At 62.5% G+C, this 24,551-nt stretch carries 23 protein-coding genes, 1 other RNA gene and 1 pseudogene; 14 read left to right on the forward strand and 11 right to left on the reverse strand.

Going from position 1 to position 24,551, the window contains the following annotated elements; translation table 11 throughout:
• Positions 1-15 precede the first annotated feature (15 nt).
• Positions 16-1,980 (forward strand): hypothetical protein, encoded by a 1,965-nt coding sequence (locus AABA48_RS16075; RefSeq protein WP_286351289.1) that lies wholly within the window; start codon positions 16-18, stop codon positions 1,978-1,980.
• 62 nt (positions 1,981-2,042) lie between these two features.
• Complete coding sequence (locus tag AABA48_RS16080; protein ID WP_286351290.1) at positions 2,043-3,260, forward strand: c-type heme family protein; 1,218 nt, start codon at positions 2,043-2,045, stop codon at positions 3,258-3,260.
• Here the strand turns inward: AABA48_RS16080 and pepN are convergent.
• Together pepN and ssrS are read right to left on the reverse strand one after the other, a co-directional pair.
• Positions 3,257-5,890, reverse strand: a complete 2,634-nt coding sequence (gene pepN, locus AABA48_RS16085) for an aminopeptidase N (protein ID WP_286351291.1) — start codon at positions 5,888-5,890, stop codon at positions 3,257-3,259. The two genes, AABA48_RS16080 and pepN, sit on opposite strands and share 4 nt — an antisense overlap.
• Positions 5,891-5,965: 75 nt before the next feature.
• Positions 5,966-6,147, reverse strand: a non-coding RNA gene (ssrS, locus tag AABA48_RS16090) — 6S RNA.
• A gap of 295 nt (positions 6,148-6,442) precedes the next feature.
• Here ssrS and hypB point away from each other — a divergent pair.
• The 10 genes from hypB (at position 6,443) to AABA48_RS16140 (ending at position 16,030) form a co-directional block, all read left to right on the forward strand.
• On the forward strand, positions 6,443-7,207 hold the full coding sequence (hypB, locus tag AABA48_RS16095) for a hydrogenase nickel incorporation protein HypB (RefSeq protein WP_286352491.1): 765 nt from the start codon (positions 6,443-6,445) through the stop codon (positions 7,205-7,207).
• A gap of 15 nt (positions 7,208-7,222) precedes the next feature.
• Positions 7,223-9,514 carry a carbamoyltransferase HypF gene (gene hypF / locus AABA48_RS16100; protein ID WP_286351292.1) on the forward strand — a complete coding sequence of 764 codons (2,292 nt, stop codon included), beginning with the start codon at positions 7,223-7,225 and terminating at the stop codon, positions 9,512-9,514.
• A 6-nt stretch (positions 9,515-9,520) separates the two neighbouring features.
• Positions 9,521-9,751, forward strand: a complete 231-nt coding sequence (locus AABA48_RS16105; RefSeq protein ID WP_286351293.1) for a HypC/HybG/HupF family hydrogenase formation chaperone — start codon at positions 9,521-9,523, stop codon at positions 9,749-9,751.
• Positions 9,751-10,842, forward strand: a complete 1,092-nt coding sequence (gene hypD, locus AABA48_RS16110) for a hydrogenase formation protein HypD (protein WP_338270723.1) — start codon at positions 9,751-9,753, stop codon at positions 10,840-10,842. The genes AABA48_RS16105 and hypD overlap by 1 nt, the downstream gene beginning before the upstream one ends.
• A gap of 20 nt (positions 10,843-10,862) precedes the next feature.
• Positions 10,863-11,876 carry a hydrogenase expression/formation protein HypE gene (gene hypE / locus AABA48_RS16115; RefSeq protein ID WP_286351295.1) on the forward strand — a complete coding sequence of 338 codons (1,014 nt, stop codon included), beginning with the start codon at positions 10,863-10,865 and terminating at the stop codon, positions 11,874-11,876.
• Positions 11,877-11,962: 86 nt separating this feature from the next.
• A complete protein-coding gene (locus tag AABA48_RS16120) occupies positions 11,963-12,817 on the forward strand; it encodes a patatin-like phospholipase family protein (RefSeq protein WP_286351296.1) in 855 nt (284 codons plus the stop codon).
• Between the two features lie 178 nt (positions 12,818-12,995).
• Positions 12,996-13,355 carry a PilZ domain-containing protein gene (locus AABA48_RS16125; RefSeq protein ID WP_010940980.1) on the forward strand — a complete coding sequence of 120 codons (360 nt, stop codon included), beginning with the start codon at positions 12,996-12,998 and terminating at the stop codon, positions 13,353-13,355.
• 75 nt (positions 13,356-13,430) lie between these two features.
• The gene (locus AABA48_RS16130) at positions 13,431-14,201 is read left to right on the forward strand and encodes a J domain-containing protein (RefSeq protein ID WP_286351297.1); all 771 of its coding nucleotides are present in this window, start codon (positions 13,431-13,433) and stop codon (positions 14,199-14,201) included.
• 111 nt (positions 14,202-14,312) lie between these two features.
• Entirely contained in the window at positions 14,313-15,419 is a 1,107-nt protein-coding gene (locus AABA48_RS16135; RefSeq protein WP_286351298.1) for a GspE/PulE/PilB domain-containing protein, read from the forward strand.
• 449 nt (positions 15,420-15,868) lie between these two features.
• Complete coding sequence (locus tag AABA48_RS16140; protein ID WP_286352545.1) at positions 15,869-16,030, forward strand: hypothetical protein; 162 nt, start codon at positions 15,869-15,871, stop codon at positions 16,028-16,030.
• Positions 16,031-16,234: 204 nt separating this feature from the next.
• On the opposite strand, the pseudogene AABA48_RS16145 reads toward AABA48_RS16140, so the two are convergent.
• Positions 16,235-16,600: pseudogene (locus tag AABA48_RS16145) on the reverse strand (DUF4388 domain-containing protein); the annotation flags it as partial.
• Positions 16,601-16,897: 297 nt separating this feature from the next.
• On the opposite strand from AABA48_RS16145, the gene AABA48_RS16150 reads away from it, so the two are divergent.
• Both AABA48_RS16150 and AABA48_RS16155 read left to right on the forward strand, forming a co-directional pair.
• The gene (locus tag AABA48_RS16150; RefSeq protein ID WP_286351299.1) at positions 16,898-17,629 is read left to right on the forward strand and encodes a DNA-binding protein; all 732 of its coding nucleotides are present in this window, start codon (positions 16,898-16,900) and stop codon (positions 17,627-17,629) included.
• 107 nt (positions 17,630-17,736) lie between these two features.
• Positions 17,737-18,981, forward strand: a complete 1,245-nt coding sequence (locus AABA48_RS16155; RefSeq protein ID WP_286351300.1) for a M48 family metallopeptidase — start codon at positions 17,737-17,739, stop codon at positions 18,979-18,981.
• 35 nt (positions 18,982-19,016) lie between these two features.
• Here AABA48_RS16155 and gspN read toward each other — a convergent pair whose 3' ends face one another.
• The 8 genes from gspN to gspG are packed head-to-tail and all read right to left on the reverse strand — an operon-like array spanning position 19,017 to position 24,530.
• Complete coding sequence (gspN, locus tag AABA48_RS16160) at positions 19,017-19,856, reverse strand: type II secretion system protein GspN (protein WP_286351301.1); 840 nt, start codon at positions 19,854-19,856, stop codon at positions 19,017-19,019.
• Positions 19,853-20,401, reverse strand: a complete 549-nt coding sequence (locus tag AABA48_RS16165) for a general secretion pathway protein GspM (RefSeq protein ID WP_286351302.1) — start codon at positions 20,399-20,401, stop codon at positions 19,853-19,855. The genes gspN and AABA48_RS16165 overlap by 4 nt, the downstream gene beginning before the upstream one ends.
• A complete protein-coding gene (gene gspL / locus AABA48_RS16170) occupies positions 20,398-21,714 on the reverse strand; it encodes a type II secretion system protein GspL (RefSeq protein ID WP_286351303.1) in 1,317 nt (438 codons plus the stop codon). The genes AABA48_RS16165 and gspL overlap by 4 nt, the downstream gene beginning before the upstream one ends.
• On the reverse strand, positions 21,714-22,634 hold the full coding sequence (gene gspK, locus AABA48_RS16175) for a type II secretion system minor pseudopilin GspK (RefSeq protein WP_286351304.1): 921 nt from the start codon (positions 22,632-22,634) through the stop codon (positions 21,714-21,716). Before gspK ends, gspL begins: the two co-directional genes overlap by 1 nt.
• Positions 22,631-23,260, reverse strand: a complete 630-nt coding sequence (locus tag AABA48_RS16180) for a type II secretion system protein GspJ (protein WP_286351305.1) — start codon at positions 23,258-23,260, stop codon at positions 22,631-22,633. The genes gspK and AABA48_RS16180 overlap by 4 nt, the downstream gene beginning before the upstream one ends.
• Complete coding sequence (locus AABA48_RS16185; protein WP_286351306.1) at positions 23,238-23,594, reverse strand: type IV pilus modification PilV family protein; 357 nt, start codon at positions 23,592-23,594, stop codon at positions 23,238-23,240. The genes AABA48_RS16180 and AABA48_RS16185 overlap by 23 nt, the downstream gene beginning before the upstream one ends.
• Positions 23,591-24,118: a prepilin-type N-terminal cleavage/methylation domain-containing protein gene (locus AABA48_RS16190; RefSeq protein ID WP_286351307.1), complete on the reverse strand. Its 528-nt coding sequence runs from the start codon at positions 24,116-24,118 to the stop codon at positions 23,591-23,593. The genes AABA48_RS16185 and AABA48_RS16190 overlap by 4 nt, the downstream gene beginning before the upstream one ends.
• A complete protein-coding gene (gene gspG, locus AABA48_RS16195; protein ID WP_039647872.1) occupies positions 24,087-24,530 on the reverse strand; it encodes a type II secretion system major pseudopilin GspG in 444 nt (147 codons plus the stop codon). The genes AABA48_RS16190 and gspG overlap by 32 nt, the downstream gene beginning before the upstream one ends.
• Positions 24,531-24,551: the final 21 nt, after the last annotated feature.

Genomic DNA, 24,551 nt, shown 5'->3' on the forward strand with positions numbered 1-24,551 from the left:
AAGGACGAATACCCCATGCCCCATCGCCTCCACCTGGAACAGTTCGGCCCCGTCCACGCCCTTCCCGTCCTCCACTATCGCCTGGAGTTCGCGCATCTCGTCCGCGAGGCGGTGCACCGCGTCAAGCCCGATTGCATCGCCATCGAGTTGCCGCCCACGCTCGAGGCGCCGTTCCTGCGGGCCGTGGAGCGGCTGCCCGAGATCTCGGTCATCCACTACGAAGGTCGGCAGCGCCGCGGCGGCGCCGAATCGGTCTACCTCCTGGTGGAGCCGGCCGATCCCCTGGTCGAAGGGGCGAGACTGGCCCTGGAGCGCCGGATCCCCCTGCGGCTCGTGGATGTGGATACCGACTCCTATCCCCGCCACGTGGAAGCGCTTCCCGACTCCTACGCCATTCACCGGATCGGCCTCTCCCCCTACTATGAGGAGTACCGGCGCGCAGCCGGCTCTGTGGCGCCGGGCCGGGAGGACCGGCGGCGCGAGCGGGGAATGGCCTGGCGGCTGCAGGAGCTGGCCAAGGAGTATGGCCGCATTCTCTTTGTCTGCGGCATGTACCATCTGGAGCGGATCAAGGACGATTTCGGGCGACCCCAGGCCGCTCCCCTGGAGAGGGTGCGGCGCCAGGGGGTGAGGCTGTTCAACCTGCATCCCGACTCCTGCCGGGAGATCCTCGGCGAGTTTCCCTTTATCTCGGCGGTCCATGAACTGCGCCGCGGTCCTCTGCCGCCCGAACCCGACGATCGCGGCGAGACGCTCCGCAAGCGGTTCAGCGCGTTCGAGCTCATTGTCGGCGGGAGGAAGGACCTCCCGGAGGAAGAACTCTTGCGCCATGCGGTGGAACGGGGCGCACGGCATGCGGGGCGGGGGGAAGAGTTCCCCGACCGGCAGCGGGTCATTTTCCGGCTCTTCCAGGAGGCTGCCCGCCACTACCGGCAGGAGACGGGCGAACCGGTCCACCTCTGGCAGAAGCGGGCCTTTTTCCGCTTTGCCCGCAATTATGCCCTTGCCTCGGGCGCGCTCCTGCCCGACCTGTTTCAACTGCTCATGGCGGCACGGGGATGCGTGGACGATAACTTCGCCTACGCCCTGTGGCGCCTTGCCACCTTCTATCACTGGCAGCGGGCCGATGCAGACATCCCGACCATCAGCATCTCCCCCGAGGAAATCTGGGGCGGGAGCCGCCGCATCCGCTTCCGCCCACGGGAGCGGCGCCGGAAAGGGCTGTCGCATCTGGGCTTTCTCAAGCGCAAGAAGGAGAAGCGCACCGGAGAATGGCTCGAAGGATTCACTGACCCGAGCATCTGCTCCTACCCGCCCGAGGATGTGGTGATCGAGGAGTATGGCCGCTTTCTCAAGAAAAAAGGGGCCATGCAGCTTTCCGAGGAACTCTCCCGGACGGAGCCCTTCACCTCGTCGCTGCTGGACGGGATCGATCTGCGGGAAACGCTGCGCAACGTTGCCGACGGGCGGGTCTATGTTCGGGAAAGCCTGCGGGCCAAGGGGGGCGTGGGCTCGGTGGTCGTCATCTTCGACGAAGACCGGGAAAACGGTAACTATCCCTACCGCACGACCTGGCTGGGCGAGCACGAGCAGGAATCGGACATGGCCTTCTATGCGACGCCGCCGGCGGACAACATCGTCGGTCCCGGCATCTGCCGCTGCGAGTACGGCGGGTTTCTTCTCTCCTCCCCGCCGCGCCGGATGATGGATGTCTGGCGCGACCCGGACTATGCCTTTGCCCGGTCAAAGCCGGAGGTACTCCTTCTGGCCGCTCTCGACTATTCGCCCGAAAAGCATGTGGTCCACGTGGCCGCCCGGCCACCCCGCAGCATCTTCCGGCAGATCGCCGCACGCATGGGGAAAAAGATCGTCCATATCCCCCTGGGCTCCCTTTCGCCGGTAAAGCTCAAGTCCATCCGGGTGCTTCATATTCTGCACGGTCACGACAAGCGCCAGGTGGCCAAGGACTACATCTGGTGACATGTCCTTGCCCCTTCGGGGGTGCGGGGTATACTTGAGACAAATTTCGGCCGGAGGCCCCGATGTCCTGGTTTGCCAACCTGAAAATCACCACCAAGTTCATAGTCATTCTCTGCGTCATGTTTGTGACTCTCATGGGGGTCAATGCCGTTGACGACTACCTGCGGCAGGAGTCGCTCATCGTCAAGGATGCCACCGACAATGCCCGCATCCTTGCCCGGCAGATCGTTGAAACCCGGGAGTACATGTCTTCGGTGGTACGGGGAGAACCGGAGGCGAACTACAATCTGGTCCCCCAAGTGGTCGCCACCCAGGTGGCCAAGCGGATCACGACCGGCAGCAAGTACTACGTCCGTCAGGTGTCGCTGCGCTACCGCAATCCCGCCAACCGTCCCGACGCCTACGAAACAGCGATGCTTCAGCGGTTCGGCAGGGAAAAGGCCGCCGAGCAGTGGGAGGTGGTCACGATCGGCGGCAAGCGGGTCTTCCGCTATCTGCTCCCCATGACCGCCGACGCCTCATGCCTCGGCTGCCACGGCCGCTACGAGGAGGCCCCGGCCTTTGTCCGGGCGCGGTTTCCCAAGGGACACCCCTCCTATGATTACCGGATCGGTCAACTGATCGGCGCCGTGTCGGTTTCCATCCCCATGGCGGAGCTTTACCGCCAGATCGGCATCAACCTCAAGCTTGATCTGGCCGTCGTTTCGGGTGTCGTCCTTCTCATTCTTGCGGCCATGAGCTTCATGGTCCACCGCTCCATCATCAGACCGGTCCGCTCGGTGGCAACCTCCATCGGCAACGTGGCGGCTACGGGGAATTTTTCGGAACGGCTCAGGAGAAGTTCCAACGACGAGGTGGGAGAGCTGGTGGGGGCGTTCAACGAACTCATGGAGGAGTTGGACCGCACGACCCGCCAGCGGCAGGAGTCGGAGGACCGCTACCGCAACGTGCTGGAGATGGCCCAGTCCGCCATTGTCACCTTTCTGGCCGACGGGAAGCTCATCATTGCCAACCGCAAGGCAGAGGACCTGTTCGGCCTTCCCAAGGGGGAACTGCTGGGTGTCTCCATCTACACCTTCATGGAGGAGGGGGATGCGGTAAAGGGCGCCATCGAGACCTATCTGAGGGAAGGGGCGGCTGCCATGATCGGGGAGACGACCCCTCAGCGGATTCGCAGTATCCGGGGAAATGTGACAGCGGTGGAAATGGCCCTCTCGGTGTCCCGGTCGGACCACAACCCCCTCTTTACCGCTATTTTGCGGGAAAACAGCCGATACTAGTCGCCGGCCAGCCCCTTGGTCACCACGTCGCGGATGTCCCTCGCCAGGGTGGGCTCCTGCGCTATCCGTTCCAGCTCGGCCTTCATCCGTTCCCTCCGGTTCGGCTCATGACGTCGCCAGCGGGTAAGTGGCTCGGCCATTCTGGCACCGATCATCGGGTTCAGGCTGTTCAGCTTGATCACATGGTCCGCCAGCAACCGGTAGCCGCCTCCGGTCCTATCGTGGAACCGGATCGGGTTGTTGACGGCGAATGAGAGGATGAGAGAACGGGCCCGGTTGGGGTTTGCCAGGGTGAAGTCGGGATGTTCCAGAAGACGCTGCACCCGGGCGAAGGTATCCGGCAGGGGAGATGTCGCCTGGATGGCGAACCACTTGTCGATCACGAGAGGTTCCTCCCGCCACCGGGCATGGAACTCGGCCAGGGCCGTCTCCCCTTCGCTTCCCTCTGTATGGGCCAGAAGCGTCAGGGCGGAGAGGGAGTCGGTCATGTTGTCGGCCTCCCTGAACTGACGCAGGCACGCCTGGCGGATCGAAGGGTCATCCAGGGTCATGAGGTAGCCGAGGCAGCAGGCGGCCAGACTGCGCCGCCCCGTTTCCGCGGGCTCGAACCGGTAGGGACCCGTGGACCGGCACCGATCCCACAGGGCCGATAACTCCCTCCGCAGCTGCCGGGCAAGGGCTGTCCTGACAAAGCGGCGAGCCTCGAAAATCCCCTCCACGTCGATTTCTTTCATCTGCTCGCCCAGAAGATTTTCCGATGGCAGCGTCAGAGCCTCGGCCAGGAAAGCGCGGTCATTTTCCCCCGAGGTGAGCAGTGTCCCACATGCTTCGACCAGTGCCGGTGGAAGGCGAAGTTCCCGCCCGGCTCGCCGGTCTGCCACCAATTGAATGATGGTCCCCGTCATGAGCCGTTGTCCAGCCTCCCACCGGTTGAAGAGATCGCCGTCTTTCCCCATGAGAAGGGCAAGGTCCGGCTCGGTATAAGCATAGTGCAGCCTCACTGGGGCGGAAAAGCCCCGAAACAGTGACGGCACCGGCTCTTCGGGAATGCCCCTGAAGCGGAACGTTTCCTCCTGGCGACTCAGCTCCAGAGCTCGTCCCGGCTCCAGGGGAGCCTGCTCTCCATCGAGATGCACGGACAATTCATTTCCGTTCCGGTCCAGGAGCCCCATTACCAGGGGGATGAGAAGCGGTTCCCCTCCGGAAACGGTTTGGCGGATGGTGAGGGTGTACGCCTTGGTGTCTGCATCGTGGCTGCCGGTTACATGGACCTCCGGCGTGCCTGCCTCCCGGTACCATCTCATGAACTGCGTCAGGTCGCGCCCCGATGTCTCGGCCAGTGCGCGGACCAGGTCCTCCACCGTGGCGCCGGTTCCGTCGTGGCGGTCGAAATAGAGATCCATACCCCGGCGGAAGGTCTCGTGTCCCACAAGGGTGCGGAGCATGCGGATCAACTCTGCGCCCTTGTTGTAGACCGTGGCGGTGTAGAGGTTGTTGATGGCATCGTAGGAGTCGGGCCGGACCGGGTGGGCCAGGGGCCCCGCATCCTCGGGGAACTGGTGGGTCCTGAGATACCGGACGTCCTGGATCCGCTTTACCGCCGGCGACCCCATGGCGGCTGAGAATTCCTGGTCCCGGAAGATGGTGAGACCTTCCTTGACGGAAAGCTGGAACCAGTCACGGCAAGTAACCCGGTTGCCGCTCCAGTTGTGGAAGTACTCATGGCCTATGACCCCCTCGATGGCTGCGTAGTCGGCATCAGTGGCCGTATCGGGCCGGGCCAGGACGTAGCGGGAGTTAAAGACGTTGAGCCCCTTGTTTTCCATTGCCCCGAAATTGAAATCGTCCACGGCCACGATCATGTAGAGGTCCAGGTCGTATTCCCGGCCGAATGCCTCCTCGTCCCAGCGCATGGACTCTGCCAGGGAGCGGACGGCATGGTCGCACTTATCCCGGTTATGGCTCTGGACGTAGATTTGCAGCGCCACCCGGCGCCCCGATTTCGTGACAAAGGCATCCTCCACCTTCACCAGGTCTCCGGCCACCAGGGCAAAGAGATAGGACGGCTTGGGGAAGGGATCGTGCCAGGTAGCATAGTGGCGGCCGTCGGGCAGGTCGCCGCTGGCCGCCAGGTTGCCGTTGGCCAGCAGTACCGGGCAGGTTGCCCGGTCTGCGGTGATAGTGACGGTGTAGACTGCCAGCACGTCGGGGCGGTCCGGGAAATACGTGATCCGTCGGAAACCCTCTGCCTCGCACTGGGTGCAGAAGGTGCCGCCGGAGCGGTAGAGCCCCTCCAGCAGGGTGTTTTCCTGCGGCTTTAACTCCGTAGAAACGGATACCGTGCACCGCTTGGGGACGTGGTGAATGGTGAGCGACTCATCATCTCGGACATACTCGCCGGCCGTCAGGGGCCTGCCGTCCAGCGCAACGCCCCGCAGCACGAGCCCTCTGCCATCGAGCACCAGGGGCCGGGCTCCCCCAGTCAGGTCATGATTGGCCACGACGGAGAGATCTGTCTGCACAAGGGTCACATCGTCGTGCAGGTCGACGGTCAGGTGAACGGATTCAACCCGATAATCGGGCGGGGTATAGTCACTGAGGGCTACAGGATGATTGTGGGGCAGGTGCATGGGGACTGACCTCCTCCGAGTGGCGGTTTGATGGTAATGAAAAAGGGACCGTGAGTGCGGTCCCTTTTTCATTCTAGTCTCTCCACCATGCCGTTGGCTTGTAAGGGCCTCACAGCGAGTTCCTTACAGGTGGCAGGCTCTGTGCCGCTTCAGGCAAATCCCACGTACTGGGGCAGCACACCACGGCTTAAAGAGCCCCCAAATGATAGTAAATGTTCCGCTGGGGCGTGTCAGCCTCACGCGCATGGTAGAGAGAATCTTAATTTTGATTGTAGTCTAGCGCCGGCCACGGGATAAATCAAGCCCCTTTTTGGGAAGGCTTCAGGATATGGAGGATGGGCGGAATGCTTGACCTTTTCTGCCATATGCTATAGGCTCGGAACTAGGCACGAAATGGTGTGTTCCGGCAGTTTTGCACCCTCCTCCGCGCCCCCACCATCGGATTCGCTCCATCGGTAGACAGAGACCATCAGGCCGTTTTCCCGGAGCGCCCCTTTTAGATCTCGGGCGTCCGTCCATATGGCCGTAATGAAACAGGAGGCGACCAGCGTCATGTGTACCACCTGCGGTTGCGAAACAGACTCTCACCATCATCACCATGAACACGGCCATGGGCACGGTCACAGCCACGGCCACACCCACGACGACGAGCGCGAGTCGCGAAAGATCGCGGTGGAAACCGACATCCTCTCACGCAATAATCACTTTGCCGCCGACAATCGGGCGCTTTTCGCGAAAAAGGGAGTGTTTGTCCTCAATCTTGTGAGTTCGCCGGGCTCCGGCAAGACAACCACCCTTGAGCGGACCCTTGGAGATCTGTCGGGCAGGTATCGCTGTGCCGTCATCGAAGGGGACCAGCAGACCGACAACGATGCGCAACGCATTGCCGCCACCGGCGTGCCGGCCCGGCAGATCAACACCGGCGCCGGCTGCCATCTCGATGCCCACATGGTTGGGCATGCCGCCGAGGAATTCGATCTGGACGCGTTGGATCTCCTCCTCGTCGAAAACGTGGGTAATCTGGTTTGCCCCGCTTCTTTTGATCTGGGAGAGCATCACAAAGTGGTGGTTCTGTCGGTTACCGAGGGGGAGGACAAACCCCTCAAATATCCGAATATGTTCCACGCGGCAGACGTTATGCTGCTCAACAAGATCGACCTGCTCCCCTACGTGGATTTCGATGTCGAGAAATGCCTGGAGATGGCCAGGCGGGTGAGCCCTGGGATTACGATCTTTCAGGTTTCGAGCCGGACCGGCGAGGGGATGGATGCCTGGTATGCATGGCTGGCCGACCGCATTGCGGCGGTGAAGGGGTAGGTCGGGAATTCGGCCGTGGTGCTCAGGCTCAGGATAGCCGTTGAGGGCATCGTCCAGGGCGTCGGGTTCCGCCCCTTCATCTTCAGGCTGGCTGCCCATCACGGTATCGTCGGATGGGTCAGGAACAGCGGTGCCGGTGTCGTCATGGAAGCTGAAGGTGATGCCGGCGCCCTCGCTGCCTTTCGCTCCGCCATTGTGAGTGATGCCCCGCCCCTGGCGGTCATTGCCCGAATCGCCATTGAGGAAATTGCACCCCAGGGGGATGGCTCTTTTGTCATCGGCGAGAGCGGCGAGGGAGCGGGTACGGTGCGGGTGGCCCCCGACGGCGATGTCTGTCCGGACTGCCTTCGGGAACTCTTTGACCCGTCGGACCGGCGCTACCGCTATCCGTTCATCAACTGCACCAACTGTGGGCCCCGCTATTCCCTCGTCACTGCTGTTCCCTATGACCGGCCCAATACTACCATGGCGCGCTTTCCCCTGTGCGATGCCTGTCGGTCCGAGTACGAAGATCCGATGGATCGCAGATTCCATGCTCAGCCCGTAGCCTGCCCCGACTGCGGCCCGACGCTGAGGCTGGTGGATGCCTCGGGTGCCGGTCTGCCGGGGGACCCCGTCGACCGGACCGTGGAGCTTCTGGCCGAAGGCAAGATCGTCGCGATCAAGGGGCTCGGCGGTTATCACCTGGCGGTGGACGCCGCCAACGACGCCGCCGTGGCGGAACTGCGACGACGCAAGCACCGGGACGAAAAGCCCTTCGCCGTGATGGCGCGGGATCTGGAAGCCGTGGCGCGGTTTGCCCTGGTCGACTCCGTGGAGGCGCGGCTTCTGGCCGGGCCCGAGCATCCCATAGTGTTGCTGCGCAAACGGCCGGGTCCCATCCTCTCCGGTCGAGTGGCCCCTGCCAACGGCTATATCGGGACCATGCTCCCCTATACGCCGCTCCACCACCTGCTGCTCGAGGAGCGGTTCGCGGCTCTCGTCATGACAAGCGGCAACCTGTCGGACGAACCCATTGCCTACCGGGATGATGAGGCGGTTGAGCGGCTTTCGGCGATCGCCGATGCATTTCTGGTCCACGACCGGGAGATTCGAACCCGCATCGATGATTCCGTCATTCGGGTATTCAGGGGAAGTCCCCTCTTTTTGCGCCGCTCCCGCGGCTATGTTCCCCGCGAGGTACGGTTGCCCGTGGAGATTCCGCCCGTTCTTGCCGTGGGAGCCGAGCTCAAGGGCGCCCTGTGCCTCACGAGGGGAGACCGGGCGTTTCCGAGCCAGCACATCGGTGACCTCAAGAACGACACAACCCTGGCGTCTCTGGCGGCAACGGCGGAACACCTGCAGGCACTCCTGGAAATCAGGCCCCAGGTGGTGGCCCACGACCTCCATCCCGACTATCTTTCCACGGGCTACGCCGAGGGGATTGCCGGGCTCCCCCGGGTGGCGGTCCAGCATCATCACGCTCATCTCGCCTCCTGTATGGCCGACAACGGTCTTGACGGCAGCGTCATCGGCGTCATCTTCGACGGCACCGGCCTCGGGACCGACGGGACCGTCTGGGGGGGCGAGTTCCTCGTGGGGGGATACGACGGCTACCGCCGGGCCGCACACGTGCGGCAGGTGCCCCTGCCGGGCGGAGACGCGGCGGTGAGGGAGCCGTATCGCATGGCGCTCGCCTATCTGCACGACGCCTTTGGTGCCGATCTCTTTGAGCAGCCGGTCCCTTGGCTGACCCGGGTGGGGGCTGAAGAGCGCTCGCTGTTTCTGCGCATGCTGGAGCGCCGGATCAATTCTCCTCTGACCTCCAGTTGCGGTCGGCTCTTCGACGCCGTGGCCGCCATGGTGGGGCTGCGGAGCCGGATAAGCTACGAGGGGCAGGCGGCCATCGAGCTGGAAGGGCAGGCGGAAGAATGCGCCACGGGGCGTGCCTATCCCTTTGCCCTGCTGAGTCGGCAGGGTGCCGTTGAAGTGGACTACAGGCTCATGGTTCGGGCACTTATGGAGGATCTCGCGGCAAAGGTTTCCCTGCCGGAGATGGCCCGGGCGTTCCACAACACGGTTGCCGCCTCTGTTGTCGACGTCTGCCGCAAGGTACGGAGCGAGACCGGCCTCGACCGGATCGTCCTCTCGGGAGGAGTCTTTCAGAACCGGCTCCTCTGCGAGGAGTCGTGCCGGCTGCTTGAGGCAGAAGGGTTCCGGGTGTTTACCCACCGTCTCGTTCCTCCCAATGACGGAGGCGTAGCGCTGGGACAGGCCGTGATTGCAGGGGTGGCCCACCGTGTCCCCCGGAGTGATAAAGGAGAATAACTAACCATGTGTCTTGGTGTGCCCATGCAGGTCGTCGCTGTCAGTGAGGGTGAGGTTGTGGCGGAAATAGACGGCGTCAGGAAAGAAGCCAGCCTCATGCTGTTGGACGAAGAGGTGCGGGTAGGGGATTTCGTCATCGTTCACGCCGGGTTCGCCATCTCCAAGCTCGACGAGGAGGATGCGCAGGAAACCCTTCGGCTGATGAGGGAAGTATTCCGCCCGGAGGATATGGCCTGATGAATTACCAGGACGAGTTTCGCGACCGGGCACTGGTGAAGGGGTATGCGCAGCGCATCGCCCGGTTGGTGGAGGGACGCACGGACGTCATGACCTTCATGGAGGTCTGCGGCACCCACACCATGTCGATCTACCAGTACGGTCTCCGCACCCTCCTGCCGCCGCAGGTGCGGCTCATCTCCGGTCCGGGCTGCCCCGTCTGCGTGACCCCCAACGAATACCTGGATCGGGCCGTGGCCCTCTGCCGTCTCCCCGGCGTCATCGTCGCCACCTTCGGCGATATGGTCCGGGTGCCGGGCTCCTCCTCGTCGCTCCAGGAGGAGCGGGCCATGGGGGCAGACGTGCGTATCGTCTATTCCCCGCTCGACGCCGTTGCCCTGGCAGCGGCGAACCCGGACCGGAAAGTGGTTTTTCTCGGGGTTGGCTTCGAAACCACGGCACCGGCCATCGGCGGAAGCATTCTTGCGGCCCGGAAGCAGGGACTTGTCAACTACTTTGTCCTGGCTGCCCATAAGACCATGCCGATCCCCATGCGTGTTCTGGCCAATGACCCCGAGCTCGGTATCGACGGCTACCTGTGCCCGGCCCACGTCAGCACCATCATTGGTGCCGACGCGTACCGCTTTCTCCCGGAGGAGTTCGGCATCCCCTGCGTGGTTACGGGCTTCGAGCCGGTCGATGTCATGCAGGGGGTGGAGATGCTCGTCCGTCAGGTAGTGGAGGGAAAGCCCCGGGTCGAGATTCAGTACAGCCGTGTGGCTACCTGGGAGGGGAACCGCAAGGCCCTGGACGTGCTCGCCCAGGTATTCACCCCCTTTGACGCACCCTGGCGGGGGATCGGCATCATTCCGGGGAGCGGCCTCCGGATCGCCGATGCCTACGCCGCCTTCGACGCCGAGCGGGAGATCGCGGTGGAGGTCGAAGAGACCAAAGAGCACCAGGGGTGCCTCTGTGGGGAAATCCTCAAGGGGAAAGTGACCCCCTTCGACTGTCCCCTGTTTGCCAACGCCTGTACTCCCGAGTCGCCCGTGGGCGCCTGCATGGTTTCCAGCGAGGGGACCTGTGCGGCGGCCTATAAGTACGGACAATAATTCAACAACCGGAGAACCCTGTGAACAAGGACCTCATCCTGCTCGGTCACGGCAGTGGCGGAAAGCTTTCCCACCAACTCCTGGACGACCTCATCATCCCCACTCTGTCGGGGGTATCCCTGGCGGGCCAGAACGACGCGGCCCTGGTGGATGCCGGCGGCCGCAGGCTGGCATTCACCACCGATTCCTACGTGGTGGACCCCGTCTTTTTCCCGGGCGGCAATATCGGGACCCTGGCGGTTAACGGGACCGTCAACGACCTGGCCATGATGGGCGCGCGTCCCCTGTTCCTGAGTGCCGGCCTCATCATCGAGGAGGGATTCGGCAGGAACGACCTGGGGACCATCCTTGCGTCCATGCGCCAGGCTGCCGATGCCGCCGGGGTAAGGATCGTCACCGGCGACACCAAGGTCGTCCCCCGGGGCAAGGCCGACCGGATCTTTATCAATACGTCGGGCATCGGACTGGTGGAGCACGACTTCACCATCTCCGGCGCCTGCGCCCGGCCCGGCGACCGGATCATCATCAACGGCACCGTGGGGGACCACGGCATTGCCGTCATGGCGAAGCGGGAGGGGCTTGAGCTCCAGACCGACATCGTCAGCGACTGTGCCCCTCTCAACGGGCTGGTGGCCGACATCATCGCCGAGGGCGGCGGGGATGTTCATGTTTTGCGCGACCCAACCCGGGGAGGGGTTGCCACCACTCTCAAGGAGATAGCCCTCCAGTCCGATGTTACGATCACGATCCGCGAGGAAGCCATCCCCTTGGCCGGGCCGGTGAAGGGGGTTTGTGCCATCCTGGGTCTCGATCCCCTTTACGTGGCCAACGAGGGCAAACTTCTCGTTGCCGTGGCCCCGTCGGCCGCCGAGCGGGTTCTGGCGCGCATGAAGACGCATCCCTGCGGAGGGGCTGCCGCGATCATCGGTGAAGTCACCGATGCGGGCGGGGGAAAGCTCCGGCTGGAGACATCAGTCGGGGGCGTAAGGGCAGTGGAGATGCTTGCGGGCGAGCAGTTGCCGCGCATTTGCTGACGGCACGGGCCGGCCGGCAGCCGGCCTCTGCCCGATGACGACAGGCGCACCCTGAGCGCCGGAATTTGCCGGAGGTAACGGTCACCATGGATAACCACCAACCACGCCCGACCGGAGTAGATGAGCCGGTAACCCTCATGCTCGTGGGAGGGGGAATTCGCTGCTATGCCTTCATCGGCGCCCTGCGCGCCCTGGAGGAGATCGGCGTTCCCATCGGCAGGATCATCGGCGCGTCCACGGGCAGCATCATCGCCGCTCTGTACGCCGCGGGCATGCCGACCGCCGAGCTGAAGCGGCTTGCTCTCGAAACCGACACGGAGTTGTTCCGCGACTTCTCTCCGCGCGGTGTCTTCTCAGGCATGGGGATCTGCCGGGGCGATGCGCTTGAGCGGTGGCTCGACGAGCGGTTGGGCGGCGTCTGTCTGGCGGATCTGCGCCGTAGCCCGCTTGCTGTCATCACCACGGATATTCTCAACCACGTGCCTTTCGTCCTTTCGGCCGACAATGCGCCCCGGCTGAAGGTCTCCGCCGCGGTCCGCTTTTCCGCGGCCATTCCCTTTATCTTTGCCTGGAAGAAATTTGTCGTGCGCGGCAAGGAGCACGTACTCATCGACGGCACCCTCATGGCGAGCGTGATCGAGAGCCAGTGTGCCGAAGCGGGCAAGACCCTCGTCCTGCGGACCTTCTCCAAAAGAAGCATGAACCACCACTCCTCCTCCGTCATGACCCTGCGCCGCTACGCGGGCGACCTCCTGAACATCTTCTTTCACTCCATGGACCGGGAGTTTCTCAAGGGGGCCCGCTGGAAGGACACCATCACCATCCATTGCGGAATGGTGCCTTCTCTCTCGTTTTCCGTCACGGCGGACGAACGGGAATTTCTGATGGAACAGGGCTATCAGCAGACCGCCAAATATCTTCGGTATAAGTGGGGGCTATGAGAAGCATCTCCGGCTTTTTTTCTGTCTAACCCCCTGATGTTCTGCTAGTATGGCGATATTGCATTCTGTATACGCGTGGCCGGGCACCGGCAGCGGAGTAATGTCCTAAAGTTTTGTCCGGAACGGACGATACGGTTGACAGTGGCAACCAGTTCCGGCAGGCAGGCGGAGGAGTCAGGTGGAAAAGAGAAAGTTCGAGCGGATCGATTTCAGGAGCGAGGCGATAATCCGGCACAATGGAACGAGCTTCAGGGCGGAAGTGGAAAACGTGAGCCTCAAGGGCCTCTTTGTGCGTACAGACCAGAAAATCCCCATCAACGAGCAGGTTGATGTCTCAATGTTTTTCTTCGGATCGTCCGCGGAGCTCTCGTTCAGCCTTGAGGCGAGCGTGGTACGGATAACCGACGACGGCATCGGTCTCAACTTCCGAAAGATCGACATGGACTCCCTGGTCCACTCGGATACGGCGGTTACGACAACCGGCGCTGATCGCCAAGGCGTAATCGAAGAATTTTACGGTTTCATCGAAAAGGACTAGCGAACGGCTCTTCGAATTCCTGTCCCATTGCGTTCTCTCCCATCGCGTGGTTACGCCTCGCGGCACTGATTCCCCATGGACGATCTCCGCGACTGCTACGGGTTGCTCGGTCTCAGCCCCGGCGCTTCCGCCGACGAGGCGAAGCGTGCCTATCGCGTAGCCGTTTCTGCCTGCCATCCCGATCGTTTTGTCAATGACCCGGTGCGCCGCCGTAATGCCGAAGAGCGGCTGCGCCTGATCATCGAGGCCTATCACCGGATCGATGCCTGCCGCAAGCCCGGGCCTGACACGTCGGCCAACTCACGTGCCGGGCTGCAAGCCGGGGTCTGGCCGGCGGGTCGACGCCCCGGATTCCCCCGCTCTTCACTCGCCACGTTTCCCAACGGGCTCTTCCTCCTGCTCTGCGTCGTCTGCGCCGTCCGTTTCATTCATCTCTACGGGGCCACGGCAAGCGCTGCTCTGGCGGCACTGGAGCTGCTGCTGGTTCCGCTGCTCTTCGGGGCTGCCCACAATCTGATCATTCCGACGAACCGGCTGGTGCGGAACCTTTACGGAGCATTCACCGTCTGCTTTCTTCTGGTCGTTATTGCCGGCGCAGTGGCCGCGCGATACGACAGCAGTCTTCCGTTCCCTGCTTCATTTGAATACTCCGACGGGTCCCCTGCTTCCTCAGTGCCCTGGCCCGCTACGAACCATGATCGCCCTCCGGCAGAGCCTGTCGATGGGCCGACTGCGGACACCTCCCCGTATCGCCGGGGTGTCCACCCCCCCCACTCTCCCCATGCCCCGGCCGTCCCCGTTGCCCCGGTGGCGCCTGCGGCACCTCTCGTGCCGCCGGCCCGGTAGGATTGCCTGCCCGGGGGCTCCCGTAAGGGCGGTCGAGAATGGTTGCGTTTGATTTCTGCGGGAAGCCGGCGATGGAAGGTACGCCGGGGCCTCCCCGCCATGGAGGGACCTATGCCGATACGCCTCGGCGAGATGCTGATCAAAGCCGGAATGATAACCCATACTCAACTGGATGAGGCCCTGAAAGGACAGGTGATCTTCGGGGGCAGGCTCGGAACGAACCTCATTGAAATGGGGGTGATCGGCGAGGAAGAACTTGCCAGGGTCCTGAGCGAGAAGCTTCGGGTTCCCTGTGTCGGTCCTGATGAACTCATGGCTGTGCCCGACCACCTCCTGACCCTTGTTCCCCGTGACATGGTGGAGCGCTACAAGATCGTCCCCCTCGGGGTCGACGGGCGACGGCTCAGGCTCGTCATGGCCGACCCCTCGGATCTGCCGGCCATTGATGAAATCGCTTTTCGTACGGGATTTGTCATCGTGCCGATGGTCGCTCCGGAAATCAGGCTGTTCATGGCGCTGGAGAAATACTACGGCATCCGGCGCGAGGTGCGTGCCCTGCCGGTATCGGAGACCCTGGGGGGGCGCAGGGTCTGTACTTATGGGGCCAAACGGCCCGCGGAGCAACTCATGCGCCGGGATGTGGTCGATTTTTCGACTCTGCCCGGCAATGGCACGCTTCTCCCCTGGGAGGGGGGCGACACCGATGATAATCGTGTCGAGGCGGCCGAACGGTACACAATTGACGCTCTCTCCCGGACGCTTGCCGACTGCCGCGAGCGTGACGCAGTGGCCGATGCCCTGGTGGACTATGCCGGCCGCCTCTTTGGTTGTGCCGGTCTGCTGCTCGTCATGAGGGACGTGGCCGCAGGGTGGGAAGCGGTTGCCGGCCATGAGCGGTTGCAAGAGTTCGGGCAGTTGAGGATGTCGCTTCAGGAGGCATCACATGTCCGGACAGTGGTTGAGGAGCGGAGTGTGTATCTCGGCCCGCCGGGCCAAACGCCGACTGACCGGCGATTGGTGGAGGCCTTGGGCGGAGCTGGCGCGCCGGGGCTGATGCTCGTACCCATGGTGATGGGGCGGCGTGTGGTCACCATCCTCTGTGCCGCCGGAGAGATGGCCGCCCTGGGCGTTCGTTTGTCGGAAGCACAAACCATTGCCCGGAAAGGGGTGCTGGCGTTCGAGATTCTTATTTTGCGGGGTAAGATTCTGATGACATAGCGATTGCCAACCGGTCAGATGCCGGCCCATTCGGGTCGTCCTGCGAGGATGGGGGAGAGGAGGACATCACTCTCCGGAGTCGGGCTGCTGCGGCGTCAATGGCGCAACTCATGAGATTGCGGCTGGATTCTCTGGTGCAAAGGAGCAGGAGCAGGCCGTCATCGAGGGGTTTTATCGCTACGATTCCCGCTGCGTACCGGAGGAAGAGTGTTTCTGTGCTGACGGGCGAGATCCCGAGGGCGATCGCGCATTCGGCCAAGTCTTCCGAGACCGCAGACAGGGTCGCGTCATCAAAGAGAGGAGGGAATGCCCGTTCGAGGATATCCCCTCCGCGATCCGTGACGAGGCTGCCGATGACACCGGGCAGCACGTTGAGCTGTGCGAGCGCCTGTCTCATGTCAGGAGGTGTGAACGGCTCGGCGGATTGCCTCTTCAATCATGGAGGACTGATGGCCTGCATCGGCGGCTACGGCGAGAAGATGATGCTTGCCGGTATAGATGAACAGATGTTCTCTTGTGCCTTCAAGGACCATCGAGGTAGGACTCCCGGTCCCGAGGCGCGACCCGATCCGGGCTGCCAGACGGGCGAGGAAGCAGGCCCCGGCTGCTAGGCGGTCCGCCGAGGGACCTCTTTCACCCGTGGGTACGCCGTCAAAGTCGAGGGTGATGGCGTCGGATACGATCCCGATTGCACGTATCCGCTCACACAGCGACGTTTTCCCGGCCGGTTCTCTCTTTGATCCGGTGTGCCGATGACGTTCATCCATGAGCCGGTGTGCATCGAGCAGAAGGTGTTGCCGGTTCTTCCTGATGGAGTGGCGATCGGTTGCCAGGTGCGGGTGGGCGGTAAAACGCCCGCCCGGCCAGCGCAGGATCCGCTGGAGCGCCTCTTCTCCTTCGCAGCTGCCTTTTTCGGCGTGGACAATCTCGCCATCCCGGAAAAAAATAACACCGCCTCGCCCTCCGAATTCGACGGAAATGCAACCTGAGAACCTGTTGGTTCCCTTGAGTTGGATCAGGTCCGCCAGTGAGACCCCGACCATCGATCCATCGAATCCTTCATGTCGTTTCCTGCAGAGCGCTTCCTGCGCCATGATCCCTCCCTGGTGACCGCACCGCGGCGTGTACCGGATTCGACCCGTACCTTTCAATGGTGTCGGCGAAGTGTCGCTGTATAACATATTTTGGAATTTTAAACAATATGGTTAATGATGGTTAATCTCAAATCGTTACGTTATAACGATCGGTTGATGGGTTTAGTAATATATAGTTAAAATATATAAATAAGTAGCGTGATGGTGTTTAATTTTGATAGAACAGCGTTTTGTCAAATTTGTGGTTTTAGCTGGAGGCATAGGGCCGGAATGCCGAAGAAATGAGGAAAAACGTTGTGATTTTCTCGTGGAAACGGTAGTCTTTTAAGCACGTGGCTGGCCCGCAAGAGCCGGGTCACGCAAATTTACCGCAAGGAGTCAACCATGAAGTATGTGAATGCCTTTGTTCTTATGATTCTGCTTGCATCCTTGTCCATTGATGCCCACGCCTTCGGCTCCATGGGCGGCATGGGCGGGGGCGGGGCGGTCGCCGTACAGAGTACCCCTCTGGCAGGCAAGGTTGTGGAGACGTTCAACAGCGGCGGGTATACCTACCTCAGTCTGGAACGGGACGGTAAGACCGTATGGGCAGCCATTCCCGAGACTTCACTCGAGGTCGGCCGCGAGGTGACCCTCAAGCCGGGCATGGAGATGCAGCAGTTCTTCAGCAAAGCTCTTAACCGGACCTTTGACAGTATCTATTTTTCCGAGGGTATGGCGACCCAGGCCGCAAGCACCAAGGGAAAGAGCTCGGCTGGAAGCAAGGGGGGGGTGGTCACTCCCGCAGAGAAGATTGCTGTAGAAAAGGCAGCAGGGGCCAATGGTTTCACGGTTGCCGAGCTTCATGGCAACAGGGAGAAGCTTGACGGCAAGACGATCAGTGTCCGGGCCAAGGTGACCAAGGTGTCGGCCGGCATTATGGGCAAGAACTGGCTGCATCTTCAGGACGGCTCCGGCGACAGTGCGAAGGGGAGCCATGATCTGACCGTGACGACCCAGGACCTCCCGGCTTTGGGCGAAGTGGTCACAATCACCGGGACACTCAGGAAGGACAAGGACTTCGGCGGCGGCTACAGGTATGACGCGATTGTGGAAGACGGGACGGTTTCGCACTGACACGTCGGGTCATTCGGCGCATGCACGGGGAGGGGCAACAGCTCCTCCCCTTTTCCGTGTCAGTCCCGATTCTCGACAACCGTTGTCCCCTGATGTATCCTTCCCCCATGACTTTGACGATCCTCGCCTGGTACCTCGCGGTCCTCACCTTCGAGCATCTGCTCCGCATAATGAACCTCAAACATCTCAGGCGCCATGGAACAACGGTCCCCGATGGTTTCGCCGGCGCGGTGGATGAAGGGAGCCTGCGCACTGCAACTGCCTATACCCTCGACCGGAGTCGCCTGGGGATTGTGGAGTCGTTGGTCGACAGCGGCCTTCTTGTCGGATTTCTCTTCGCAGGAATCCTCCCGCTCTTCGACCGCTGGGTTGCCTCGCTGACCACCTCGTTCATCCTGGCGGGCGTTGTCTTTTTTCTGCTTCTTTCCCTCGTTCAGAGCGCCATCGCAATCCCCTTCGGACTCTATGAAACATTCGTCATTGAGCGTCGGTACGGTTTTACCACCACAACGCCGATGCTCTGGTGGTCCGATCTGCTGAAATCGACGTGTATTTCAATGACGCTTGCCACGCTCATGATTTCCGGCGCTTTCGCCCTGGTTGCGTGGAGTCCCCTGCACTGGTGGCTCTGGGTCTGGGGCTTTCTCGCGTTTCTGACACTGTTTCTCATGTATCTCTCACCGTATGTCATCGAGCCGTTGTTCAACCGCTACGAGCCGGTGAAGACCGAAGGGCTGGAAGAAGAGATCCGTGTCATGGTCGAGCGGGCCGGACTCAGGGTGAGCCGGGTTATGCAGGTGGACGCATCCCGGCGCAGCCGCCACTCGAATGCATACTTTACCGGCATCGGCCGGGTGAAGCGCATCGTGCTGTACGATACGCTGCTAAACCAGATGACCCACGCAGAGATTCTGGCGGTCCTGGCCCATGAGATCGGACACTGGAAGCTCGGGCACATCCTCCGGAGGATTATTGCCGGTCAGGCAGGCGCCCTTGCCGCTGCCTGGCTGGCGTGGAGGGTCACATCATGGGAGGGGCTTCCCGGGCTTCTGGGGATGACGGATGCGACGTTTCCGGCCCGGCTCGTGATCGTCGGCTTCATCGGTACCCTGGCGCTTTTTCCGCTCACACCCCTGTTTGCCTGGTTGTCGCGCCGGCAGGAGCGGGAGGCCGACCGATTCGCGGTGGAGCTCTGCGAAGATCCCGCATCGCTCGCTACGGCGCTGGTTAAACTTTCCCGGGAAAACCTCTCCAATCTCCATCCGCACCCCCTCTATGCAGCATTTCACTATTCCCACCCGCCGGTGGTTGAACGGGTGCAAGCACTGCTGGCGCTGGCGCGAAAAGAATGATCCGTGGGAGTGTGGACGGCAGTGGAGACAGAGCGTTACTGAAGAAGAGGCTTTGAGAGGGTTCCCCGGATTGGCAGTCGGTAGTGACCCGGCGTTACCAGGTATTTTGCCAGAAGGGTGAAGACGAGCTTCTGCCGGTCCAGGAACGCGGGCCGGGGCATCAGCTCCAGGGACAGATTGAGGGGCGAGTTCCCCATGGGAGCCATGAGGGGCATGGTGCCGCTCAGGCGGACGTAGACATCCTCTCCCTGGAGGGAGAAGCTGTCGATGGTTGCCCGGCCGCCGGCTACCCTGACCATGCCCCGCACCGTCTCGTACACGGCGTCCGGCAGAGGAACACCGCTGATCGTTGCTCCGCGGATGTGCGCTCCCTTCACCGCCAGTTTCACGTCGCCCCCCCTGGATCGCCCCGTGCCGGCAAGGGTGGCGTCAACTGTCAGCACTCCTTTGATATCGGCGTCGGTGGCGGTCCGGAAAAAGGGAATGTCCTCCAGGCGAACGTCACGTGCGGAGAAAACCCCCGTGCCGGCCCGGGGCCGGAAGGTGCCGTCGAACTGCCCCGCGCCGACCGAGCCGTCCACGTCAACGGAGACTTTTCCCGCCAAAAGCGGCAGGAGCTCGAGTCGCGCCCGGACAGTGTCCACCCGCAGGAGCGGCCCCCGGTTGTCGGCTATGGTAACGCCCCGGGCGGCAATGCCCAGCGGAAACGCCTTGCCGAAGTCGGCCGCGCTGAAGTCGTACCCCTGCCGGGCAAACCAGCGGACGGTAAGCTGTTCCAGTTCCCGCGAGGGGACCAGAAGAAGGGTGAAGATCAGGATGAGGAGCAGGCCGGCGATGATGCCGACGCCCCAGGCGAGCCAGCGCTGTGCCGTCATCGCGCCCCCTGAGGTGCGCCGCGCAGCAGTGCCACGGTAAGAGTCAGGTCGAGTTTTGACGGGTCGTCGAAGCGGGTGCGCAGCAATGCTTTTCTGATAATGGCGGGGCGTTGGCCCTTCTCGATGCGGTGAAGGAGATTGACGGCTTCATTTGCCGTGAGACTGTCAATTTTGATGTCGGCTGCTTCCTCGGTAAAACCGTTTTTCAGTTCGGTTTTGAGCGGGGTGATGCGAAGCGATTTGCCGCGGATGCCGGTTTCTTCCACGAGCTTTGCGGGCGAATCGTCTGCGCGGACCGCGGCCAGCCTGTTGCCAAGGCGCATGGATGTGCTGCGGGCCTCCTGGTAGCGCCCCTTCAGGCGGAGCATTTCCACCAGGTCCGCTTCACGGCGTTGCCGCTTGTTCTCCAGAAGGCCGATCCGGTTGTACACGAAGGAAAAAATCACGGCAAGGGCGAGGATGGCTATGACCCCGTAGCCCCAGCGCAGGCGGGTTGGGCGATCCATGTCGTTCCATGTGTCGCGGATTCTGTTAAGCGCACTCATTTCGCCACCTCGCTGATGGTCCCCCTGAGGGAGAACGTGACGGACCCGTCCGGTTTTGCCGTAATCTGGCCCACCTCGGCGCCGGCCAGGACGCCGGCAAGCCGGTCGCGGTACTGGCTGACCGCCTGGCTGGAGCGGGCGTCTCCCTTGAGGCGCACTGCCGTGCCGTCGATCTCCACCTCGAAAAGGCCGGTCACGTCGTCGCCCTTGGCCTTTGCCAATCCCCGCAGGGTATCCAGGATGTGGCTCCCTGCGCCTGCCGCGCCGAGCCTGCGGATCTCCGCCTTCAGTTCGCCCAGTTCGTCAACGCTCTTCTTCCGTCCGGGGAAAACCTCCCGATAGAGGGCGGCAATGGACGCGTCCACCGATGCCAGGTCCCGCTTCACCATGGTATAGCGGATGCCGGCGTCGGCGGCAAGGAGCAGCAGCAGAAGCACTGTCAGGATCGCGGGGATGCGGAGCCGACGCTTGAGTTGCTCACGCCCCCTGGTCCAGGCGAGTTCGCCTGCGCGAAAGGTTCCGATCCGCCCGGTCTGGAGCGCACGCGCCAACGCCCATGCGCCGGCACTTTCCCGAGCGGCCGCCTCATCCCCGCCAAAGGCGGCTGCCAGGCTGTCGGTTACGGGCAGCGCCAGCATGGGTGCTCCCGCTGCTTCCGCAGTCGCGTTGCCCACGGGAGAGCCGTGCCGGAAGAGCCGTTCAATCCGTACCTGCCTGGCCATTTCCAGCGCCGCCAGGGTGCGGGATAGTTCCCCCTCGTCCCTGCCAAGAGCCCTGAAAAAGAGGGGCTTGCCGTTCCCGTACACCGCCAGTGCCGTGCCGTCGGTGACGGCCAGGGTCGCTTCGGCTGCGTCGGAAGAGAGAAGTTCCTCCCAGTGGATGGGGGCGGTTGTTACCACCTCGGGGTCTATTCCCGCCTCGGTGCATGCCTGGACAAGGTGGGCAATCTCCCGCTTGCGCGCCCAGAGCGCCAGCACCTTCCCCTCGGCGGCCAGGGGCAGACCGTCGAAGACCAGATCCTCATTCTCCAGGGCGGTTTCTCCCTTCAGCTCCAGGGGAAGGAGCAGGCGGATCTTGGCCCGCTCATGGATCGGCAGATCAATCTCCCGGCTGAAGAGCCGGCCCAGCGGGATGGCGAGTACCGGCCGGCAGTCGTCGTCGGATGAGGCAAGTTCCCGGAGCGCCGCGGTCAGATCGGCCTCCGAAGCGGCAGGGCGGCTTTCGCGCCCTTGGAACACCAGTTCACCCGCCCGGGTGAAGAAACGGCTTGCCACCAGGTCCGTGCCGGTCCATTCGAGAATCAGATAAGTCATCAGTACTCTCTCCAGTAGAGATAGCGGGGCTGGGTTCCGTCAAGGTTCACCACTGCTTCCACAAGTCTGGTCACGTCGCCCACCGCTGCCCGGGAAACGAGACGATAGGTGCTTCCCCGAGCGCCGGCAAAGCCGGACAGTTTCCCGGCGATTGTCTCCATGCCGGGAATCTCGGATAATTCCCCAACGCTTTTGAATGGCTTTATGCGGCGCCGTTGCATGATGTCCCGGGCGATTCCCTCGCTGATGCCCTCGTCAAGTGCCATGAGCACCTGCAGGGGAGCGGTGTTCACGTTGATGGCCCCCCCGTCGACGAAGACCGTGGCAAAGGGACGGAGCCGCTCCAGGACGGCGGGTTCCACTCCCCGGACGAGCCCCAGTTCGCCGAAGGTGGCAAAGGGGGCGTTGCGGGGGGCATAGGGGGCGCTCAGTGACTGGTAGTAGGCAGATTCTCCGCCGTCGGGCCGCGGCTCGTCATTGGCGTCCAGCCAATCGGCCAGCGAGTCGTGAAGCGCTGTCGGCAGCTTGAGAGCGGTCAGCAGCCGGCGTTCCGCATGGCCGTAAAATACATGTTCGTCACCGTTGGGAAGGGTGACGGCATTCAGGTTGAGCTTGCCGTCCTCTTCCTCAATGGTGATGCTCACCCGTCCCTTTTCGTCTTCAAATTGAACGGGATCGGCAAGGAGCTGCTGCAGCCCCTGGTCATTGCCGGAGGTGCGAAGGTTCCGCAGCAGCGAAATCCCGCCGGTTACCCCTCCCTCGGCCATGAGGCTTGCCTGCTGCAGGTTCACGAAGTTGCGGTGGAGCGACGTGTCCACATAAACTCCGTGGATGAACTCGGTGGTCACTGCGATGAGGAGGGCAGTCACCACGAGGGTCAGGATGAGGGCGAAGCCCCGTTCGGACTCCGATCGCCTCACGACTGCCGCCCCCTGGGCCGGGCAAGGGTGGTGAATTCCACCGTCTGGTCGCCCTGCCGGACCCGGATGGTTACCCTGACCCGCTCCGGAAGACGGGGGACCAACTCCGTGTTCCAGGTCTTCACCCATTTGCCGGCATCGTAGCACTCCACGAGAAACCCTTCGATTGCCTCCATCTGCGGATAAGGCATCGGTTTCACGCTCCCGAAGAGTTCAGTTGACTCGCGGGTGAGAGAGAGGGTGCCGTCTGTCTCCTTTACCGCATAACGGATCTTCTCCAGGTCGGACGTTGGAAGGTCGCCGGCCCGGGGCGGAGCTACGGCCGCAAACTCCAGGCTCGATGCGGGTTTCCCGAAGATGTCCCGGTCCTCCACCACGAACCGCAGCCGCACGTCGTTTCCCCTGAAAAAGGCACCGTCGATTTCGCGCCGGAGCAGATCCAGGGTGCCGCGCAATTCCCGGCGCTCCTCGGCTCCCTCGTCGGTGCGTTCCTTGGCTCGGACCACGGTGAAGTAGCTGGAGTAGAGGGCTCCGGCCACCACTGCCAGCAGCAGCATTACCACCAGGGTTTCCAGGAGGGTGAACCCCCGTTGGCCGCCGGGGCTATTTCGCCACGTAGCGAACAAGGCTCACCGTCCTCCGTGCATTATCCCACGAGATGGCCACGGTCACCTTCCGGAATCCCGGAACCTGCGTTGCCGTGGATGTCATTACCCATGCATAGTCCGGTCGAACCGGCGCAAAGGTGCCGTTGCTCTTTTCGGGAATGTCCTGTCTGGTGTCGAGATCGTCAAGCTTCTGGCGACCCAGCAGAACGGCCACCCCTTCATCCCGATCGCGGCTGGCGACCGCCAGATGGTTGTTGACCACTCCGATCACCGTGAACACCACCCCCGCAATGATGGCAACGGCAATCATCACTTCGAGCAGGGTAAACCCCCGTGCGCCGATGGTTCTCACAGGGGCTCCTCCCGGTACCCTTCCGCGACTTTCACCTTGCCGGAGGACGGATAGGCCATGACCGTCATAACGGCGTCGCTTCCCTCGGCCTTGAGATGGAAGACGGTGAACTCTTCAAACCCTGCCGTACCGACGGTGACCACCACCTCGCCTGCAGTACGCTTGCCGACCCGGGGGGTGAAGATGCTGGCTATGCTGATTCCCTCGGGCAGGAGACGCCGCCGCAGGATCGGATCGTCCGGCTCTCCTTCCGTGCCGTCCGGCAGGATCGTTGCGATGGCGATGGCGCTTTCGCCGGGCACCAGCTTCATGCGGTAGGCGGTCTTTGCTGTGATGGCCCGATCCTGGATGAACCGCAAGGTGGCGGCGAACTCACGGGCTGCCCGGTGAAGATCCGCCGTGTCGCCGGGCGTGAGCCGTGGAAGGACCAGCGCCGCCGCCAGAGCCAGGATGGCTATCACCACCACCAGCTCCATCAGGGTGAACCCGTGGTTATTGCAGGTTCCAGCTCTCGATGTCGGCATTCTTCCCTTCGCCCCCCTTCACACCGTCGGCGCCGAAGGAGTAGAGATCGTAGTCGCCGTGCTCGCCGGGAGACAGGTAGACGAAATCGTTACCCCAAGGATCCTTGGGCACCTGCTTGCTCTCCAGATACCCCTCGGAGCGGTAGTTTTTCGGGATGGTTCCCACTGTGGGCGCGGAAACCAGCGCCATAAGACCCTGTTCCGTTGATGGATAGGTGCCGGTGTCGAGTTTGTAGAGCTTGAGGGCCGTTTCCAGGTTCTTGATCTGCACCTTGGCATCGGCAATCTTGGCATCGTCGGAGCGACCGATGATCCGGGGCCCCACCAGGGCTGCCAGCAGGGCCAGGATAGCGATGACCACCATGATTTCGATGAGGGTGAAGCCGCGTCTGTTGCGCAGGGTGTTATGCATGGTCCGTTACCTCCGGTTGGA

It is taken from the genome of Geobacter sp. 60473, from assembly GCF_036323535.1.
GTDB classification, from domain to species: Bacteria; Desulfobacterota; Desulfuromonadia; order Geobacterales; family Geobacteraceae; genus Geobacter; species Geobacter sulfurreducens.

Bases quoted from the DNA above. Each gene is read 5' to 3' on its own strand.
- AABA48_RS16140 (WP_286352545.1), top strand. From the start codon at position 15,869: ATGGCCTGCATCGGCGGCTACGGCGAGAAGATGATGCTTGCCGGTATA.
- AABA48_RS16080 (WP_286351290.1), top strand. From the start codon at position 2,043: ATGTCCTGGTTTGCCAACCTGAAAATCACCACCAAGTTCATAGTCATT.
- AABA48_RS16190 (WP_286351307.1), bottom strand. From the start codon at position 24,118: ATGCCGACATCGAGAGCTGGAACCTGCAATAACCACGGGTTCACCCTG.
- gspG (WP_039647872.1), bottom strand. From the start codon at position 24,530: ATGCATAACACCCTGCGCAACAGACGCGGCTTCACCCTCATCGAAATC.
- AABA48_RS16155 (WP_286351300.1), top strand. From the start codon at position 17,737: ATGACTTTGACGATCCTCGCCTGGTACCTCGCGGTCCTCACCTTCGAG.
- pepN (WP_286351291.1), bottom strand. From the start codon at position 5,890: ATGCACCTGCCCCACAATCATCCTGTAGCCCTCAGTGACTATACCCCG.
- AABA48_RS16075 (WP_286351289.1), top strand. From the start codon at position 16: ATGCCCCATCGCCTCCACCTGGAACAGTTCGGCCCCGTCCACGCCCTT.
- gspN (WP_286351301.1), bottom strand. From the start codon at position 19,856: ATGACGGCACAGCGCTGGCTCGCCTGGGGCGTCGGCATCATCGCCGGC.
- AABA48_RS16135 (WP_286351298.1), top strand. From the start codon at position 14,313: ATGCCGATACGCCTCGGCGAGATGCTGATCAAAGCCGGAATGATAACC.
- AABA48_RS16130 (WP_286351297.1), top strand. From the start codon at position 13,431: ATGGACGATCTCCGCGACTGCTACGGGTTGCTCGGTCTCAGCCCCGGC.
- AABA48_RS16165 (WP_286351302.1), bottom strand. From the start codon at position 20,401: ATGAGTGCGCTTAACAGAATCCGCGACACATGGAACGACATGGATCGC.
- gspL (WP_286351303.1), bottom strand. From the start codon at position 21,714: ATGACTTATCTGATTCTCGAATGGACCGGCACGGACCTGGTGGCAAGC.
- hypD (WP_338270723.1), top strand. From the start codon at position 9,751: ATGAATTACCAGGACGAGTTTCGCGACCGGGCACTGGTGAAGGGGTAT.
- hypB (WP_286352491.1), top strand. From the start codon at position 6,443: ATGTGTACCACCTGCGGTTGCGAAACAGACTCTCACCATCATCACCAT.
- AABA48_RS16120 (WP_286351296.1), top strand. From the start codon at position 11,963: ATGGATAACCACCAACCACGCCCGACCGGAGTAGATGAGCCGGTAACC.
- AABA48_RS16105 (WP_286351293.1), top strand. From the start codon at position 9,521: ATGTGTCTTGGTGTGCCCATGCAGGTCGTCGCTGTCAGTGAGGGTGAG.
- AABA48_RS16150 (WP_286351299.1), top strand. From the start codon at position 16,898: ATGAAGTATGTGAATGCCTTTGTTCTTATGATTCTGCTTGCATCCTTG.